Origin of the sequence: Microbacterium kunmingense, from assembly GCF_023155745.1 — a bacterium.
In the GTDB taxonomy this organism is placed as follows: domain Bacteria; phylum Actinomycetota; class Actinomycetes; order Actinomycetales; family Microbacteriaceae; genus Microbacterium; species Microbacterium kunmingense.
Genome location: NZ_JAKNUS010000010.1, coordinates 26666 through 44029 on the forward strand (window position 1 = coordinate 26666; position 17364 = coordinate 44029).

The 17364-nt window shown below is 68.3% G+C and carries 15 protein-coding genes; 3 read left to right on the forward strand and 12 right to left on the reverse strand.

What is annotated here, in order from left to right:
• The first annotated feature begins 4 nt into the window (after positions 1 to 4).
• Genes zwf through pgl form a run of 3 tightly spaced genes read left to right on the forward strand, consistent with a single transcriptional unit; the run spans position 5 to position 3313 of the window.
• A complete protein-coding gene (gene zwf / locus MA875_RS13805) occupies positions 5 to 1597 on the forward strand; it encodes a glucose-6-phosphate dehydrogenase (RefSeq protein ID WP_248242844.1) in 1593 nt (530 codons plus the stop codon).
• Complete coding sequence (locus MA875_RS13810; RefSeq protein WP_248242845.1) at positions 1594 to 2547, forward strand: glucose-6-phosphate dehydrogenase assembly protein OpcA; 954 nt, start codon at positions 1594 to 1596, stop codon at positions 2545 to 2547. Before zwf ends, MA875_RS13810 begins: the two co-directional genes overlap by 4 nt.
• Positions 2540 to 3313, forward strand: coding sequence for a 6-phosphogluconolactonase (gene pgl, locus MA875_RS13815; RefSeq protein ID WP_248242846.1), 774 nt, complete (start codon positions 2540 to 2542; stop codon positions 3311 to 3313). The genes MA875_RS13810 and pgl overlap by 8 nt, the downstream gene beginning before the upstream one ends.
• 31 nt (positions 3314 to 3344) lie before the next feature.
• Here pgl and MA875_RS13820 read toward each other — a convergent pair whose 3' ends face one another.
• The 12 genes from MA875_RS13820 to uvrB all read right to left on the reverse strand — a co-directional run bounded on the left by MA875_RS13820 (position 3345) and on the right by uvrB (position 17332).
• Positions 3345 to 3698, reverse strand: coding sequence for an RNA polymerase-binding protein RbpA (locus MA875_RS13820; protein ID WP_141938228.1), 354 nt, complete (start codon positions 3696 to 3698; stop codon positions 3345 to 3347).
• A 2-nt stretch (positions 3699 to 3700) separates the two neighbouring features.
• Complete coding sequence (secG, locus tag MA875_RS13825; protein WP_124293074.1) at positions 3701 to 3949, reverse strand: preprotein translocase subunit SecG; 249 nt, start codon at positions 3947 to 3949, stop codon at positions 3701 to 3703.
• A gap of 73 nt (positions 3950 to 4022) precedes the next feature.
• Positions 4023 to 4814: a triose-phosphate isomerase gene (gene tpiA / locus MA875_RS13830; protein ID WP_308221535.1), complete on the reverse strand. Its 792-nt coding sequence runs from the start codon at positions 4812 to 4814 to the stop codon at positions 4023 to 4025.
• 14 nt (positions 4815 to 4828) lie between these two features.
• Positions 4829 to 6046: a phosphoglycerate kinase gene (locus tag MA875_RS13835; RefSeq protein WP_248242847.1), complete on the reverse strand. Its 1218-nt coding sequence runs from the start codon at positions 6044 to 6046 to the stop codon at positions 4829 to 4831.
• 8 nt (positions 6047 to 6054) lie between these two features.
• Positions 6055 to 7065: a type I glyceraldehyde-3-phosphate dehydrogenase gene (gene gap / locus MA875_RS13840; protein WP_248242848.1), complete on the reverse strand. Its 1011-nt coding sequence runs from the start codon at positions 7063 to 7065 to the stop codon at positions 6055 to 6057.
• A 111-nt stretch (positions 7066 to 7176) separates the two neighbouring features.
• Positions 7177 to 7803, reverse strand: coding sequence for a superoxide dismutase (locus MA875_RS13845; RefSeq protein WP_248242849.1), 627 nt, complete (start codon positions 7801 to 7803; stop codon positions 7177 to 7179).
• 118 nt (positions 7804 to 7921) lie between these two features.
• Positions 7922 to 8899 carry a DNA-binding protein WhiA gene (gene whiA / locus MA875_RS13850; protein ID WP_248242850.1) on the reverse strand — a complete coding sequence of 326 codons (978 nt, stop codon included), beginning with the start codon at positions 8897 to 8899 and terminating at the stop codon, positions 7922 to 7924.
• 74 nt (positions 8900 to 8973) lie between these two features.
• A complete protein-coding gene (gene rapZ / locus MA875_RS13855) occupies positions 8974 to 9885 on the reverse strand; it encodes an RNase adapter RapZ (protein WP_372492587.1) in 912 nt (303 codons plus the stop codon).
• Positions 9878 to 11788 (reverse strand): excinuclease ABC subunit UvrC, encoded by a 1911-nt coding sequence (uvrC, locus tag MA875_RS13860; RefSeq protein ID WP_248242851.1) that lies wholly within the window; start codon positions 11786 to 11788, stop codon positions 9878 to 9880. The genes rapZ and uvrC overlap by 8 nt, the downstream gene beginning before the upstream one ends.
• A gap of 7 nt (positions 11789 to 11795) precedes the next feature.
• Positions 11796 to 14750 carry an excinuclease ABC subunit UvrA gene (gene uvrA / locus MA875_RS13865; RefSeq protein ID WP_248242852.1) on the reverse strand — a complete coding sequence of 985 codons (2955 nt, stop codon included), beginning with the start codon at positions 14748 to 14750 and terminating at the stop codon, positions 11796 to 11798.
• Between the two features lie 73 nt (positions 14751 to 14823).
• Positions 14824 to 15261: a VOC family protein gene (locus MA875_RS13870; RefSeq protein WP_248242853.1), complete on the reverse strand. Its 438-nt coding sequence runs from the start codon at positions 15259 to 15261 to the stop codon at positions 14824 to 14826.
• Entirely contained in the window at positions 15254 to 17332 is a 2079-nt protein-coding gene (gene uvrB, locus MA875_RS13875) for an excinuclease ABC subunit UvrB (RefSeq protein ID WP_248242854.1), read from the reverse strand. Before uvrB ends, MA875_RS13870 begins: the two co-directional genes overlap by 8 nt.
• Positions 17333 to 17364: the final 32 nt, after the last annotated feature.

Consider the following 17364-nt stretch of genomic DNA (forward strand, 5'->3'; position numbering starts at 1 on the left):
GTTCATGACCGACGAGATCCACGGATCGAGCAGCGGCGCCTCGGCGCCGGGTGTGGAGATCTCCCGCGGACGCAATCCGCTCCGTGACCCCGAGGATCGGCGACTGAACCGCATCGCGGGCCCCAGCGCGCTGGTCATCTTCGGGGTCACCGGCGACCTGTCGCGCAAGAAGCTGATGCCCGCGGTGTACGACCTGGCCAATCGCGGTCTCCTGCCGCCTGGATTCGCCCTCGTCGGCTTCGCGCGCCGTGACTGGGAGGACCAGGATTTCGCGAAAGTCGTCTACGAGGCCGTCCGCGCTCACGCGCGCACCGAGTTCCGCGAGGAGACCTGGGCGCAGCTGCTGGAGGGCATCCGGTTCGTCTCGGGCGAATTCGGCGACGCCGACGCTTTCCGGCGCCTGCGCGAGACCGTCGACCAGCTCGACGCCGAGCGCGGGACGATGGGAAACCACGCCTTCTACCTGTCGATCCCGCCGAAGGACTTCCCCGTTGTGGCGGAGCAGCTGAAAGCCTCCGGACTGGTCGATGACACCGCTGACCGTCCGGAGCGGTGGCGGCGTGTGGTCATCGAGAAGCCGTTCGGTCACGACCTCGCCTCGGCTCAGGCTCTGAACGATGCGCTGCGAAGCGCCTTCCCGACCGATTCGATCTTCCGCATCGACCACTATCTCGGCAAGGAGACCGTTCAGAACATCCTCGCGCTGCGATTCGCCAACGAGCTCTACGAGCCGATCTGGAACCGGAACTACGTCGACCACGTGCAGATCACGATGGCCGAGGACATCGGCGTCGGCGGCCGAGCGGGCTACTACGACGGGATCGGCGCGGCGCGCGACGTCATCCAGAATCACCTCCTGCAGCTCCTCGCCCTCACCGCGATGGAGGAGCCGATCTCCTTCGACGCGCAGCACCTGCGCGCGGAGAAGGAGAAGGTGCTCGCCGCGGTGACCCTGCCCGAGGACCTCAGCCGCTCCACCGCACGCGGGCAGTACGCCGGAGGCTGGCAGGGAGGCGAGCGGGTTCTGGGTTTCCTCGAGGAAGAGGGGATGAATCCCGAATCCACGACGGAGACCTACGCGGCGATCACGCTCGAAGTCAATACCCGCCGCTGGGCAGGTGTGCCCTTCTACCTCCGGACCGGCAAGCGACTGGGGCGCCGCGTCACCGAGATCGCGGTGGTGTTCAAGCGCGCACCGGAATTGCTCTTCTCCCGGAATCAGACCTCCGGGCTCGGTCAGAATGCGCTCGTGATCCGCGTCCAGCCCGACGAGGGAGTGACCATCCGCTTCGGATCGAAAGTACCGGGGGCGGGCCTGCAGGTCCGCGACGTCACGATGGACTTCGGCTACGGCCACGCCTTCACCGAGGCCAGCCCCGAAGCCTACGAGCGTCTCATCCTCGACGTCCTCCTGGGCGACCCGCCGCTGTTCCCCCGTCACGAGGAGGTCGAGCTCTCCTGGCGGATCCTCGATCCGATCGAAGAGTTCTGGGCCGCGCAGGGCGGTCCGCTGGAGCAGTATGCACCGGGATCCTGGGGTCCGGAATCCGCGGAGGCGATGCTCGCCCGCGACGGCCGCACCTGGAGGCGTCCATGATCGTCGATCTGCCCGACACGACCGTCAGCAAGATCTCGCGGGCGCTCGTCAGCGTCCGTGAGGAGGGCGGTGCCGTCGCCCTCGGGCGCGTGCTGACCCTCATCATCGTCACCCACCAAGGCGCGCAGGAAGACGTCATCGACGTCGCCAACGCGGCCTCGCGCGAGCATCCGATGCGCGTCATCGTCGTGATGACCAACGGCGAGGACTCCCCCCCGCGGCTGGACGCGCAGATCCGCGTCGGCGGGGATGCCGGAGCCAGCGAGGTGGTCACCCTCCACGCCCTCGGCGAAGCCGGCTCGACGAACCTCGAGAGCCTGGTGACGGGCCTGCTGCTGCCCGACGCTCCGGTGGTCGTGTGGTGGCCGGACGACACCCCCGACATCCCCTCGCAGACCTCCATCGGCAAGATCGCACAGCGCCGGATCACCGATGCCGCGACGAAGCCCGATCCCTCGGCATGGGTCGCCTCCCTCGGGTCGAAGTACCGGCCGGGCGACACCGATCTGGCCTGGACACGACTGACGCGCTGGCGCGAACAGCTCGCGGCGATCCTCGACCAGCCGCCGTTCGAGCGAATCACGCGCGTCCGAGTGCGCGGTGCGTCCGACTCTCCGTCCACGGCACTGCTGGCCGCGTGGCTGCGCCTCGCGCTGGATGTGCCGGTCGACTGGGGTTACCTGCCCACCGAGGAGTGGCCGCACGGAATCAAGTCGGTGACACTGGTGCGCGAGAGCGGCGAGGTCGTCCTCGAGAGGCCGAGCCCCGCGGTCGCCCTCCTGACCCAACCGGGCCAACCTCAGCACCACCTGGCCTTCCCGCGGCGGAGCCTGCGGGAATGCCTCGCCGAGGAGCTGCGACGCCTCGACCCCGACGTCCTGTACGGTCGAGTGATCACCGAGGGCTGGGCACTGCTCGACCCGCCCACGACGCAGGAGACACATGGCTGACTCGACCGGCGAGAAGCGCGTCGTCATCACCGCCGACGCCGCCGCGCTGGCCGACTCCGTCGCCGAACGATTCCTCACCAGGGTGGCCAAGAAGTCGGCGTCCCGCGACGTCCACGTCGCCCTCACGGGGGGCGTCAGTGGCACCGCTGTCCTGAGGGCGGCGGCGGCGCAGGCTCCCCGACACTCGATCGACTGGACGCGCGTGCACTTCTGGTGGAGCGATGAGCGTTTCGTGCGGCGCCTCCATCCCGAGCGCAACGAGCGTCAGAGCCGCGAGGCCCTTCTCGACGCCCTCCCCGGGGCGCATGTGCATGCCGCGCCCGCGAGCGACGAGGGCGTGGATCTCGACGATGCCGCCGCGGCGTACGCCGCCGAGCTCGCTCGCTACGGCACACCCGACCAGCCCCTGTGGCCGGTCTTCGACATCAGCTTCCTCGGTGTCGGCCCCGACGGCCACATCGCCTCGCTCTTCCCCGACCGCCCCGAGATCCTCGTCACCGACGCCTCGGTGGTGGCAGTCCGGGATTCCCCCAAGCCGCCGTCGCAGCGACTGACCTTCACCCGGCCGGTCATCAACTCCTCCCGCCGGGTCTGGCTGGTGCTCTCGGGCCCCGACAAAGCCTCGGCCCTCGGTCTCGCTCTCGCGGGCGCCAGCTACGCCAGCGTCCCCGCGGCGGGGGCGAAGGGCACGAAGCGCACGATCTTCTTCGTCGACCAGGACGCCGCCGCCCAGGTACCGCCCGAGCTGATCGACCGCGACTACTGACCCGCTCTTGATGCGGGCGGCGAAGAGCGGCTTACTGCCCCCGGCGCTCCCGCAGCTGGTTCAGCGCGTCTTCGAGGAGGGCGTCAGCCTCCTCCTCGGTGCGACGCTCCTTCACATAGGCCAGGTGCGTCTTGTACGGCTCGGTCTTCGCGACCGCAGGCGGATTCTCCCGGTCTCGACCGGCCGGCAGGCCGGAGTGCGGCGAATCGATGGTCTCGGGGATCTCCTCGTCCGGGATCCCCGCGGCGAAATACCGCACGGTCTCGTTCCCCAGCGCGTCCCAGTACGAAACCGCGATGCGCTCAGCGTGATAGCCGTGATCCTGCTCGCCCATGGGGCCGGCGCCCACTCGGGTGCCGCGGATCGCGTTTCCTCCGGTTGCCATGTTTAGAGTCCCTGGAACTTGGTGATGAGGCCGAGAGCCACGATGGAGGCGAACCACGCCAGAGCGAGGACCACCGTGAAGCGGTTGAGATTCCGCTCGGCGAGCCCCGACGACCCCAGCGCAGACGTCATCCCCCCTCCGAACATGTCGGAGAGCCCTCCACCACGGCCTTTGTGGAGGAGGATGAGGAGGGTCAGCAGGAGACTCGTGATGCCGAGGAGCACCTGCAGGACGAACTCGAGGATCTGCACAGTCGTAGTGGCCTTTCAGCGCGATCCGGGCGAACCACACAGGGGTCAAGTATAGGTCGCGTTCCCGCCGGGGTCAGACCCCGACGTGCTTCTGGTAGCGGATGATGGCGGCGAACTCGTCCACGACGAGACTCGCACCGCCCACCAGCGCACCGTCGACGTCGGGTTCGCGCATGAAGCGCGCGATGTTGCCGGATTTCACCGACCCGCCGTAGAGCACCCGCGTGCGTGCGGCCGCCTCCTCGCCGAGAGAGGATGCGACGACCCCCCGAAGCGTGGCGCACACCTCCTGAGCCTGGTCGGCGGTTGCCGCCTGGCCGGAGCCGATCGCCCAGACCGGCTCGTAGGCGACGACGATCTCGCTGCCGGAGGCGAGACCAGCGAGGGCGGTCTCCAGCTGTGCGACGGGAACGGCGCTGGCGCCGTGGGTCTCGAGATCCTCCGCGGTCTCACCGACGCAGATCACCGGAACCAGTCCGTGGCGGATGGCCGCTGCGACCTTCGAGGCCACGACCTCGTCCGTTTCGCCGTGGTACTGCCGGCGCTCGGAGTGTCCGATGATCACGTACCGGCACTCGAGCTTGGCGAGGAAGGCGCCGGAGATCTCGCCCGTGTAGGCGCCCGCGTCATGGGCGGAGAGATCCTGCGCACCCAGGGCGAACGGGATCTTGTCCGCGTCGACGAGCGTCTGCACGGTCCGCAGGGCGGTGAACGGGGGGAACAGCCCGACCTCCACGCTGTCGGTCTCATGACCGGCATCCTTCAGGGTCCAGTGCAGCTTCTGCACGAACGCGACCGCCTGCAGGTGATCGAGGTTCATCTTCCAGTTGCCGGCGATGAACGGGGTGCGTGTGGTCTGCGACACAGCCGAGTCGGTGCTCACGCCTGCCATCCGAGGACCTCCAGTCCGGGGAGTTTCTTGCCTTCGAGGAATTCCAGGCTCGCGCCGCCGCCGGTCGAGATGTGGCCGAAGCGGTCGTCGGCGAAGCCCAGCTGGCGCACCGCCGCAGCGGAATCGCCGCCGCCGACCACGCTCAGTCCGGAGACCTTCGTCAGTGCCTCGGCGACGCGGCGGGTCCCCGCGGCGAAAGCGGGCATCTCGAACACACCCATGGGTCCGTTCCAGAAGACCGTGCGGCTGTCGGCGACGAGATCGGCGAAGAGGGCGGCGGTGTCGGGCCCGATGTCGAGCCCGAGCCCCTCGGGACCGAACGGGGTCTCCTCCAGAGCCGACACCGGAGCGACGACGTGATCTGCGTCCGCGGCGAACGAGGCCGCCACCACGGCGTCGACGGGAAGGACGAGTTCCACCCCGCGTGCCCGAGCGTCCTCGACGTACCGGCGGACGGTGTCGAGCTGGTCCTCCTCGAGGAGACTCTTGCCCACCGGGTGCCCCTCCGCGGCGAGGAAGGTGAACATCATCCCTCCACCGACGAGCAGACGATCCACACGCGGCAGAAGGTGCTCGATCACGCCCAGCTTGTCACTGACCTTCGATCCGCCGAGCACCACCGTGTAGGGCCGTTCGGGGTTCTCGGTCAGGCGGTCGAGGACGTCGAGTTCCTTCTCGATCAGCAGACCCGCTGCCGAGGGCAGCAGGTCGGCGACATCGAAGACGCTCGCCTGCTTCCGGTGGACCACGCCGAAGCCGTCCGAGACGAAGGCGTCCGCGAGCCCCGCGAGCTCGGTCGCGAAGGCGCGGCGCTCCGCGTCATCCTTGCTCGTCTCCCCGGGCTGGAAACGCAGGTTCTCCAGCACAGCGACGTCGCCGTCCTCCAGCGCGGCAACCGCCTCGTGAGCGGACTCTCCCACCGTGTCGCGCGCGAAAGCGACCGGCTTGCCGAGCAGCTCCGACAGGCGCTGCGCCACCGGCGCCAGGCTGTACTTCTCGTCGGGCGCACCGTCGGGTCGACCGAGGTGCGAGCAGACCACCACGCGCGCGCCCTGGTCGATCAGGGCGTTCAGGGTCGGAAGCGAGGCGCGGACGCGACCGTCGTCGGTGATCCGTCCGTCCCTCACGGGGACGTTCAGATCACAGCGGACGAGGACGCGCTTGCCGGCCAGCGGGCCGAGGGACCCGAGGGTACGCAGTGCCATCTGTCGACTCAGAGACGCTCGGCCACGTACTCGGTGAGGTCCACCAGACGGTTGGAGTACCCCCACTCGTTGTCGTACCAGGCCGAGACCTTCACCAGGTTGCCGCTGACGTTGGTCAGCTCCGCGTCGAAGATCGACGAGTGCGGGTTGCCCTGGATGTCGCTGGAGACGATCGGGTCCTCGGTGTACTCGAGGATGCCGGCGAGGCGCCCCTCGGCCGCGGCGGCCTTGTACGCGGCGTTGATCTGGTCGACGGTGAGTCCCTCGGTCGGGGTCACGATCGTGAGGTCGACGATCGAGCCCGTGGGAACGGGAACACGGTAGGACGACCCGCTGAGCTTGCCGTTGAGCTCGGGCAGCACCAGGCCGATCGCCTTGGCGGCCCCGGTCGACGCCGGAACGATGTTGATCGCCGCGCCGCGCGCCCGGCGCAGGTCGCCGTGAGGACCGTCCTGCAGGTTCTGGTCGGCGGTGTAGGCGTGCGCCGTCATCATGAAGCCGCGCTCGATGCCGAAGGCGTCGTTGAAGACCTTGGCCAGCGGCGCGAGGCAGTTGGTGGTGCACGAGGCGTTGGAGATGATGACGTCCGACGCGGGGTCGTAGGTCTCCTCGTTCACGCCCATGACGATCGTGGCGTCGTCGCCCGTGGCGGGTGCGGAGATCAGGACCTTCTTGGCGCCGCCCGCGATGTGCTTCTTGGCGTCGTCGGCCTTGGTGAAGCGGCCGGTGGACTCGATGACGATGTCCACGCCCAGCTCGCCCCAGGGGAGGTTCGCGGGGTCGCGCTCCTCGAAGACCTTGATGGTCTTGTCGCCGACGGTGATGGAATCCTCGGTGTAGGACACCTCGGCGTCGAGCACGCCGCCGACCGAGTCGTACTTCAGCAGGTGCGCGAGGGTCTTGTTGTCGGTGAGGTCGTTGACCGCGACGATGTCGATGTCAGCGCCCTGCGCGAGGGCCGCGCGAAGGTAGTTGCGTCCGATGCGGCCGAAGCCGTTGATTCCGATCTTGACAGCCACGAGAGAGGACTCCTGATGTGTCGAGCGCGCGAGCGCGAGGGGTTGTGAAGGTGGGGAAAGGAAAGGAACAACGGCGTCCCAGCGGGCGATCCCGCTGGGACGCCGCGCTTGCTATGACAGTACCAGCAGGCCCGAGGTCTTCTCACGGGCGGCGTCAAGGCGCTGGGCGACGTTCTGCCAGTTGGCGATGTTCCACACGGCCTTGACGTAGTCGGCCTTGACGTTGAGGTAGTCGAGGTAGAAGGCGTGCTCCCACATGTCCAGCTGGAAGATGGGCACCGTCCCCTGGGCGGTGTTCGCCTGCTGGTCGAACAGCTGCTGGATGATCAGCTGCTCACCGATCGGGTCCCAGCTGAGCACGGCCCAGCCCGATCCCTGGATGCCGGTCGCCGCCGCGGTGAAGTGCGCCTGGAACTTCTCGAAGGATCCGAAGAACTCGCTGATCGCGGCAGCGAGCTCGCCCTCGGGCTGACCGCCGCCCTCGGGCGAGAGGTTCGTCCAGAAGATCGAGTGGTTGACGTGACCGCCCAGGTTGAACGCGAGGTCCTTCTCAAGCTTGTTCACGTTCGCGAGGTTGCCGCTCTCGCGCGCCTCGGCGAGCTGCTCGAGCGCGGTGTTCGCGCCGGTGACGTACGCCTGGTGGTGCTTGTCATGGTGCAGCTGCATGATCTTGCCGCTGATGTGCGGCTCCAGCGCGGAGTAGTCGTAGGGGAGGTCGGGCAAGGTGTACTTCGCCATATTCTCTTCTTCCTATCGGCGCGCGCCGAGGCTCCTCGGCGCAGCGAGGGTGACGGATTCATCCTACTGAGAGCGAACAATCCGTCTCCGGGGTTGTTCCCCGGTCGGAGAGGCGGTATCAGTCGTCGACGCCGACCGGAACGGCCGACTCGGTGCCGGGGATGCCGTCGGTCTCGGCCTTCTTGTCCGCCATCGCAAGGAGGCGCCGGATGCGCCCGGCGACGGCGTCCTTCGTGAGGGGCGGATCGGCGTGGTGACCCAGCTCGTCGAGACTGGCGTCCCGGTGGGCGAGACGCAGCTCGCCTGCCTGACGCAGATGCTCGGGCACCTCGTCCCCGAGGATCTCGAGGGCGCGCTCGACGCGCGCGCACGCGGCGACCGCCGCCTGCGCCGAACGGCGCAGATTGGCGTCGTCGAAGTTCACCAGCCTGTTCACGCCCGCGCGCACCTCGCGGCGCTGACGAAGCTGATCCCACTGCGCCGCCGCTCGGGCCGCTCCCATCTCGGCCAGCGCGACGCGGATGCCCTCCCCCTCGCGGACGACCACCCGCGGAATGCCCCGGACCTCTCGCGCCTTCGCCGGGATCCCCAGCCGGTGCGCGGCACCCACCAGCGCCATCGCGGCCTCCGAGGCCGGGCAGCTGATCTCCAGCGCGGCCGATCGTCCGGGTTCGCTGAGCGCGCCGGCGCCGAGGAACGCGCCGCGCCAGATCGCCGCGAGGTCGGGTCGATTGCCGGTGGTCAGACGGTTCGGCAGACCACGGACGGGGCGGCGGCGCTGGTCGAGCAGCCCGGTCTGGCGCGCGAGGGTCTCGCCGCCCTCGATGACCCGCACCGCGTAGTGACTGCCGTTGCGTGCGCCGGAGCCGTGTACGTGCACGAGTTCGGGGCGGACGCCGTACAGTTCGACGAGGTCGCGCGCGACGCGGCGCGCAAGCGCCTCGGTGTCGACCTCGGCTTCGACCGCGACTCGGTTGGCGATCGAATGCAGGCCACCGGCGAATCGCAGCAGCGACGTCAGTTCGGCCACTCGCGCCGTCGGCCGCGGATCGCGGACAGCGGTCAATTCGGCCTTCACCTCAGCGGTCAGCGACACGGAACTCCTCGGGGTGGGTCAGATCGACGCTCCAGCCTACTCGGGCGCCTCGCCGCTCACGACCACGGCACCGGCTACTCGCGTCCGAGGTCGCGATCCTTCACCCGGACCGCCACGCCCGCCACCTCGGGAAGTCGAGCCGCGAGCTCGCGGGCCATGACGACCGATCGGTGCTTGCCGCCGGTGCACCCGATGGCCACGACCGAGTGCCGCTTGTTCTCACGCTGATAGCCCTCCAGGACCGGGCGGAGGGCGGCCGCGTAGGCGTCGATGAACGCCACCGCCCCCTCCTGCTCGAGCACATAATCCCGCACGTCCTCGTCGACACCGGTGAGCGGTCGCAGCTGCTCGTTCCAGTAGGGGTTGGGGAGGAAGCGCATGTCGGCGACGAGATCCGCATCGGGGGGAAGACCGTACTTGAAACCGAAGCTCATGACGGTCACCACGTGGCGCGCCGCGCCCTCTTCGGAGAAGAGGTCGACCATGTGCGTCGCCAGCTGGTGGACGTTGAAGCGGGAGGTGTCGACGATGAGGTCGGCGTTCTCGCGGATCGCGGCCAGGCGCTGCCGCTCCCGACGGATCCCGTCGAGGATGGTGCCCTCGCCCTGCAGGGGGTGTGGTCTGCGCACCGCCTCGAAGCGGCGCACGAGCACCTCATCGGATGCGTCGAGGAAGAGCACCCTCAGCTGGCGGCGATCGCGCAGCTCTCGCAGAGCCTGGGGAAGTTCCGCGAAGAGGTTGCGGCCGCGCACATCGACCACCACCGCCACCTTGGGCAGCGCATGGGCGGCGAGCTCGGTCAGATCGAGCAGCGGCTTCAGCATCTGCGGCGGAAGGTTGTCGACGACGTACCACTCGAGGTCTTCGAGGGCGTTCGCCGCGGTGGAGCGCCCCGCTCCCGACATCCCCGAGACGATGAGCATCTCGCCGGGTGTCGTCTGTTCGTCGGCCATGCCCTCCCCCGTCCTCCGCTCCAGGTTACCCATCGGCGAGATGGTCGACGATCGCCGCGGCGAGCTTCGGTCCGACGCCGGGGAGCTCGGTGATCTCCTCGGGCGTGGCTTTCTTCAGGGCCGACACCGACCCGAAATGACGCAGCAGCGCGCGGATGCGCGCCTCCCCGAGGCCGGGCACCTCCGTCAGCACCGTCTGGATGTCACGACGCCGCCGGCTGCGCTGATGTCTGATGGCGAACCGGTGGGCCTCGTCGCGCAGCCGCTGCAGGAGATAGAGGGCCTCGCTCGTGCGGGGCAGGATGACGGGGAAGTCGTCGCCGGGAAGCCACACCTCCTCCAGCCGCTTGGCGATGCCCGCGAGCGCGATCTCCTGGTGGCCGGCGTCGGCGAGGGCCCGGGCCGCGGCGGCGACCTGCGGTGCGCCGCCATCGACGAGGAGAAGCTGAGGCGGATAGGCGAAGCGAGGTCGCTTGCGCGGGGCGGCACCCTCCTCCGCCGCGTCGTCCTGCTCCTCGGGTCGGTCGAGGTAAGCCAGTCGACGGGTGAGCACCTGGTACAGCGAGTCGGTGTCATCCGTGGTGTTCTCGACCTTGAAGGAGCGGTACTGATCCTTGCGCGGCAGCCCGTCCTCGAAGACGACCATCGACGCGACGACGTTCGTTCCGCCGAGGTGGGAGACGTCGTAGCACTCGATGCGCAGGGGCGCTTCCTCGAGTCCGAGAGCTTCCTGGAGGTCGGTCAGCGCTTGCGTCCGCGCGACGTAGTCGCTCGTGCGTCGGGTCTTGTGGAGCATCAGCGCCTGCTGCGCGTTCAGCGTCGCCGTCTTCATCAGCTCCGCCTTCTGCCCCCGCTGCGCGACACCGAGCGAGACGCGCTTGCCACGCCTGGCCCGCAGCCACTCCTCCAACTCGTCCGCGTCGTCAGGGAGCTCGGGGACGAGCACCTGACGAGGGATGTCGGCCGCCGACGCATCTCCGTACGTGCGCTGAAGCACCTGATCGACCAGGTCTGCGCCGGAGATGTCGATCTCCTTCTCGATCGTCGTGGCGCGGACGCCGCGCACCCGCCCGCCGCGGACGACGAAGTGCTGCACGGCGGCGGCGAGCTCATCCTCGGCGATCCCGAAGAGGTCGGCGTCGGTGTCGGCGGGCAGGACCAGCGCACTGCGCTTGAGCACCGCATCGATCGCCTGCAGCTTGTCGCGGTACATCGCGGCGGATTCGTAGTCCATCGCCGCGGACGCCTCGTTCATCCGCGCGGTCATCTCGCGCGTGAAGCGCTGGTCGCCCCCGGCCATGAACGCGACGAAGTCATCGACGATGGCGCGATGCTCGTCGATCGTCACCTTCATCGAGCACGGCCCGCCGCACCGGCCGATCTGACCGGGGAAGCATGGGCGTCCCGAGGCCATCGCCTTCTTGTAGGACGCATCGCTGCAGGTGCGGATCGGGAAGACCTTGATGAGCAGGTCGATGGTGTCGTGCACGGCCCACACCTTGGGATAGGGCCCGAAGTACTTCGCCCCCGCGATCCGGTGGTTGCGCGTGACCATGACCCTGGGTGCCTCATCCCCCAACGTCACCGCCATGAAGGGGTAGGACTTGTCGTCGCGGTAGCGGACGTTGAACGGGGGGTCGAACTCCTTGATCCACTGGTACTCCAGCTGGAGCGAATCGACATCGGTCGCGACGACGGTCCACTCGACTGAGGTGGCCGTGGTCACCATCCGCCGCGTGCGCTCGTGGAGCGTATGGAGGGGAGCGAAGTAGTTCGACAGGCGGGCGCGGAGGTTCTTCGCCTTCCCGACGTAGAGCACCCGCCCCTGCGCATCCCGGAATCGGTAGACCCCCGGGTTGGTGGGGATTTCGCCGGGTTTGGGGCGATAGGACAGCTGGGGGCGGCTGCGCCGCGGAGCGCGTTCGGTGGTCGTCATGGCCGACTCAGCCGGCCTTGCGGACCGCCGACTCGCCGAGCACCTCGGCGAGGAACGCGCCGGTGTGGCTCTCCTCGACGCGCGCCACCTGCTCCGGCGTGCCCGTGGCGATCACCTGGCCCCCACCCGATCCCCCCTCGGGTCCGAGGTCGATCACCCAGTCCGCGGACTTGATGACGTCGAGGTTGTGCTCGATGACGATGACCGAGTTGCCCTTGTCGACCAGCCCGTTCAGCACCTCGAGCAATCGCCGCACGTCTTCGAAGTGCAGACCGGTCGTCGGCTCGTCGAGGACGTAGATGCTGCGTCCGTTCGAGCGGCGCTGCAGCTCGGTCGCGAGCTTGACACGCTGGGCTTCTCCGCCGGAGAGCGTCGTCGCCGACTGTCCCAGCCTCACGTATCCGAGCCCGACGTCGACGAGCGTCTTCAGGTAGCGGTGGATCGCCTGGATGGGCTCGAAGAATTCGGCGGCCTCCGAGATCGGCATTTCGAGCACTTCGGCGATGTTCTTGCCCTTGTAGTGGACCGAGAGGGTGTCGCGGTTGTACCGCTTGCCGTGGCAGACCTCGCAGTCGACGTAGACGTCGGGGAGGAAGTTCATCTCGATCTTGATCGTGCCGTCGCCCGAGCAGGCCTCGCACCGGCCGCCCTTGACGTTGAAGCTGAATCGGCCCGGCTGGTACCCCCGGGCCTTGGCTTCGGGAGTCTCGCTGAAGAGGGTGCGGATGCGGTCGAACACGCCCGTGTAGGTCGCGGGGTTGGAGCGGGGCGTGCGGCCGATGGGCGCCTGGTCGACGTGGACGACCTTGTCGAGGTTGTCCAGGCCCGTGACCCGGGTGTGCTTGCCGGGAACCGTCCGGGCGCCGTTGAGCCGGGAGGCGAGCACCTGATACAGGATGTCGTTCACCAGGGACGACTTCCCCGACCCGCTCACCCCGGTCACCGCCGTGAGGACTCCGAGGGGGAAGTCGACAGTGACGTTGCGCAGGTTGTTCGCCCGGGCACCCACCACGCTGATCTTGCGCGAGCGATCGATGCGACGGCGCTTCTTCGGCGTCGGGATCGCGCGACGACCGGACAGGTAGTCGCCGGTGATGGAGTCCGGATCGGCGAGGAGCGCGTCGAGGGGACCGGAGTGGACCACCTCACCGCCGTCCACGCCCGCGCGGGGACCGATGTCGACGATCCAGTCGGCCGCGTGGATGGTCTCTTCATCGTGCTCGACGACGATGAGGGTGTTGCCCAGATCGCGAAGCTTGACCAGCGTCTCGATGAGACGCCGGTTGTCGCGCTGGTGCAGACCGATCGACGGCTCGTCGAGGACGTACAGCACGCCCGTCAGGCCGGAGCCGATCTGCGTCGCCAGGCGGATGCGCTGCGCCTCGCCGCCCGACAGCGATCCGGCCGAACGGCTGAGGTTGAGGTAGTTCAGTCCCACCTGGATGAGGAAGTCCAGACGGAGGCGGATCTCGCGCAGCACCTGCGCGGCGATCTTCGCCTCGCGCGGGGTCAGCTCGAGATCGGCGAAGAACGCGTGGGCGTCGCCGAGGCTCAGCCGGGAGGCGTCCGCGATGGAGTGCCCGTGCACCTGCACGGCGAGCACCTCGGGCTTCAGCCGCGCACCGTCGCAGACAGGGCAGGGAACCTCGCGCAGGAACTCCGCCCACCGCTGTCGCTGCGTGTCGGACTCGGCCTGCAGGTACTGGCGCTCGATGTACGGCACCACGCCCTCGAACCCCGACGAGTACCGCATCTCGCGCCCGTAACGGTTCTTCCACCGCACGGTCACCTTGTAGTTCTCGCCCCGCAGAACCGCGTCCTTGATGTCTGCCGGGAGCTTCCTCCACGGAGTGTCGAGCGAGAAATCCAGATCGCGGGCGAGACCCTCGAGAAGCCGTTCGTAGTACTGGAAGAGCCCCTTGCCCTGAGTGGTCCACGGGATGAGCACGCCGTCGCGGATCGACAGGTCCTCATCGCCGATCATGAGCTCGACATCCACCGACATCCGGGTTCCGAGGCCGGAGCAAGCCGGGCACGCGCCGAACGGCGCGTTGAAGGAGAAGGTGCGGGGCTCGATCTCGGTGAGCTGAAGCGGGTGACCGTTCGGGCACGCCAGCTTCTCGGAGAACGACTGCCACGCCTCATCGCCCTCGCGGTCGACGAAGTTCACCTGCATGACGCCTCCGGCCAGGCCCAGGGCCGTCTCGACCGAGTCGGTCACCCGCGACAGGATGTCGGGACCGGCGACCAGGCGGTCCACGACCACCGCGATGTCGTGCTTGTAGCTCTTCTTCAGCGCGGGCGCGTCGGCGAGCTGGACCATCTCGCCGTCGACGATCGCGCGCGAGTACCCCTTCGCACTCAGCTCCTTGAACAGGTCGACGAACTCGCCCTTCTTCTGCGAGACGACGGGCGCGACGATCTGGTAGCGGGTGCGCTCGGGCAGCTCCATGAGCTGATCGGCGATCTGCTGCACGGTCTGGCGTTGGATGACCTCGCCGCACTCGGGGCAGTGAGGGATGCCGATGCGAGCCCACAGCAGCCGCATGTAGTCGTGGATCTCGGTGATCGTGCCGACCGTGGACCGCGGGTTGCGGTTGGTCGATTTCTGGTCGATCGAGACGGCGGGACTCAGGCCCTCGATGAAGTCGACATCGGGCCGGTCGACCTGCCCCAGGAATTGGCGGGCGTACGCGCTGAGCGACTCGACGTAGCGGCGCTGACCCTCGGCGAAGATCGTGTCGAAGGCGAGGCTGGACTTTCCCGACCCCGACAGGCCGGTGAAGACGACGAGGGAATCACGGGGGATGTCGAGGTCGACGTCCTTGAGATTGTGGACGCGGGCGCCCCGGACGCTGAGTTTCCCCGAGGGCGCGAAGGGGTGATTTCCGCCGGATGCGGAGCCGGTCGAGAGGCTTGACGGCGCGGCGGAACCGGGGAGGGCGACGGGAACGATGGGCACCCGTCAAGTGTAGGTGGGGCCTCCGACATGGGGCCGGGCGTTCGCGTCGAGCGAGACTCGGCGCACGATCGGCTCAGCCGAGGGACACCCGTCCGGCAGCGTCGAGGTGCAATCCCGGGTTGTGCGCCACCTCCCACGGATGCCCGTCGGGATCGACGAAGACGCCCGAGTAGCCGCCCCACGGGGTCGGCCCGGCGCGCCGGCTGATCCGGGCTCCCGCCTCCCCCGCCGCATCCAGGATCGCGTCGACGACCTCCGGGGAGGTCACGTTGTGCGCCAGCGTCACCCCACCCCATCCGCCGAGGTCGTCGACACCGGAATCCTCAGCGAGCTCCGACCTCCCCCACAGGGCGAGCACGAACCCGTCGAGCGCGAAGAAGGCGACGACGCCGTCCACCGACTGCTCGTGCGGCCTCCAGCCCAGCTCTCGATAGAAGGCCAGAGCCCTGTCGAGGTCGGTCACACCCAGCGTGATGAGACTGACTCGCTGAGCCATCGCGCCCTCAGGCATGGCCCGCCCTCTCCATCGCACGCAGCTCCTTCTTGAGGTCCTGCACCTCGTCACGCAGACGCGCTGCGAGTTCGAACTTCAATTCCCCCGCCGCCGCGAGCATCTGGCTCGAGAGGTCGGCGATCGTCGCCTCCAGCTGCTCGGCGCCCTCGGCCGCGATCCCCTCGCGACGCAGCTGCGGCGTGGGCGATTTGCCCTTCCCCGACTTCACCCGCGAGTCCTTGCGGTTCAGCAGGGCCTTGGTGTCGTCCGCCTCGCGGGCGAGGACCTCGGTGATGTCGGCGATGCGCTTGCGCAGCGGCTGCGGATCGATGCCGTGCTCGAGGTTGTAGGCGATCTGCTTGTCGCGTCGGCGATTGGTCTCGTCGATGGCGTTGCGCATGGAATCGGTGATGGTGTCGGCGTACATGTGGACTTCGCCCGAGACGTTGCGCGCCGCGCGACCGATGGTCTGGATGAGAGACGTCCCGGATCGGAGGAAGCCCTCCTTGTCGGCATCCAGGATCGACACCAGCGAGACCTCCGGAAGGTCCAGGCCCTCACGCAGCAGGTTGATGCCGACCAGGACGTCGTAGACGCCGGCCCGGAGCTCGGTCAGCAGCTCCACCCGACGCAGGGTGTCGACATCGGAGTGGAGGTAGCGCACCCGCACGCCGTGCTCGCCGAGGAAGTCGGTGAGCTCCTCCGCCATCTTCTTCGTCAGCGTCGTCACCAGCACGCGCTCGTCGCGCTCCACCCGCAGTCGGATCTCTTCGAGCAGGTCGTCGATCTGCCCCTTGGAGGGCTTCACCACGATCTGCGGGTCGATCAGTCCCGTCGGCCGGATGATCTGCTCGACCACCCCGTCGGCGATGCCCATCTCGTACCGCCCGGGCGTCGCCGAGAGGTAGACGGTCTGGCCGATCCGCTCCTTGAACTCGTCCCAGCGCAGCGGCCGGTTGTCCAGGGCGCTGGGCAGACGGAACCCGTGCTCCACCAGGGTGCGCTTGCGCGACGCGTCGCCCTCGTACATCGCGCCGATCTGCGGAACGGTCACGTGGGATTCGTCGATGACCATCAGGAAGTCGTCGGGGAAGAAGTCCAGCAGCGTGTGCGGGGGCTCACCGGGCATGCGGCCGTCGAGATGGCGCGAGTAGTTCTCGATTCCCGAGCAGAAGCCGAGCTGCTGCAGCATCTCGAGATCGAAGGTCGTCCGCATCCGCAAGCGCTGCGCCTCGAGCAGCTTGTTCTGCGACTCCAGCTCCTTCAGCCGCTCGGCCAGCTCGTGCTCGATGGTCCCGATCGCCCGCTGCACCGTCTCGGTGCCGGCGACGTAATGCGAGGCCGGGAAGATCGGGACGGAGTCCATGCGCTGGACGACGTCGCCGGTGAGGGGATGGAGCATGTAGAGCGCTTCGATCTCGTCGCCGAACATCTCGATCCGGATGGCGTACTCCTCGTACACCGGGATGATCTCGATCGTGTCGCCGCGAACCCGGAAATTGCCGCGCGAGAAGTCCACGTCGTTCCGGTTGTACTGCATCGAGATGAACTTGCGGATGAGGGCGTCGCGGTCGTAGACCTCCCCCACCTGCAGCGCCACCATCGCGCGCAGGTACTCCTCGGGAGCGCCCAGACCGTAGATGCACGAGACGGTCGAGACCACCACGACGTCGCGACGGGACAGCAGCGAGTTGGTGGTGGAGTGCCGGAGCCGCTCGACCTCGGCGTTGATGGAGGAGTCCTTCTCGATGAAGGTGTCCGTCTGCGGCACGTAGGCCTCGGGCTGGTAGTAGTCGTAGTACGACACGAAGTACTCGACGGCGTTGTGCGGCATGAGCTCGCGGAACTCGTTCGCGAGCTGCGCGGCGAGGGTCTTGTTGTGCGCGAGCACCAGCGTCGGCCGCTGGACGGCTTCGATCAGCCATGCGGTGGTGGCGGACTTGCCCGTTCCGGTCGCCCCCAGAAGCACGACATCGGTCTCGCCGGCGTTGATGCGAGCGGCGAGGTCGGCGATGGCCTGCGGCTGATCACCGGAGGGCTCGTATTCGCTGACGACCTCGAAGGGTCTGACGGATCGTGTGGTCTGCACCGTTCCAGGGTAGGCGTGCCCTCCGACATCCG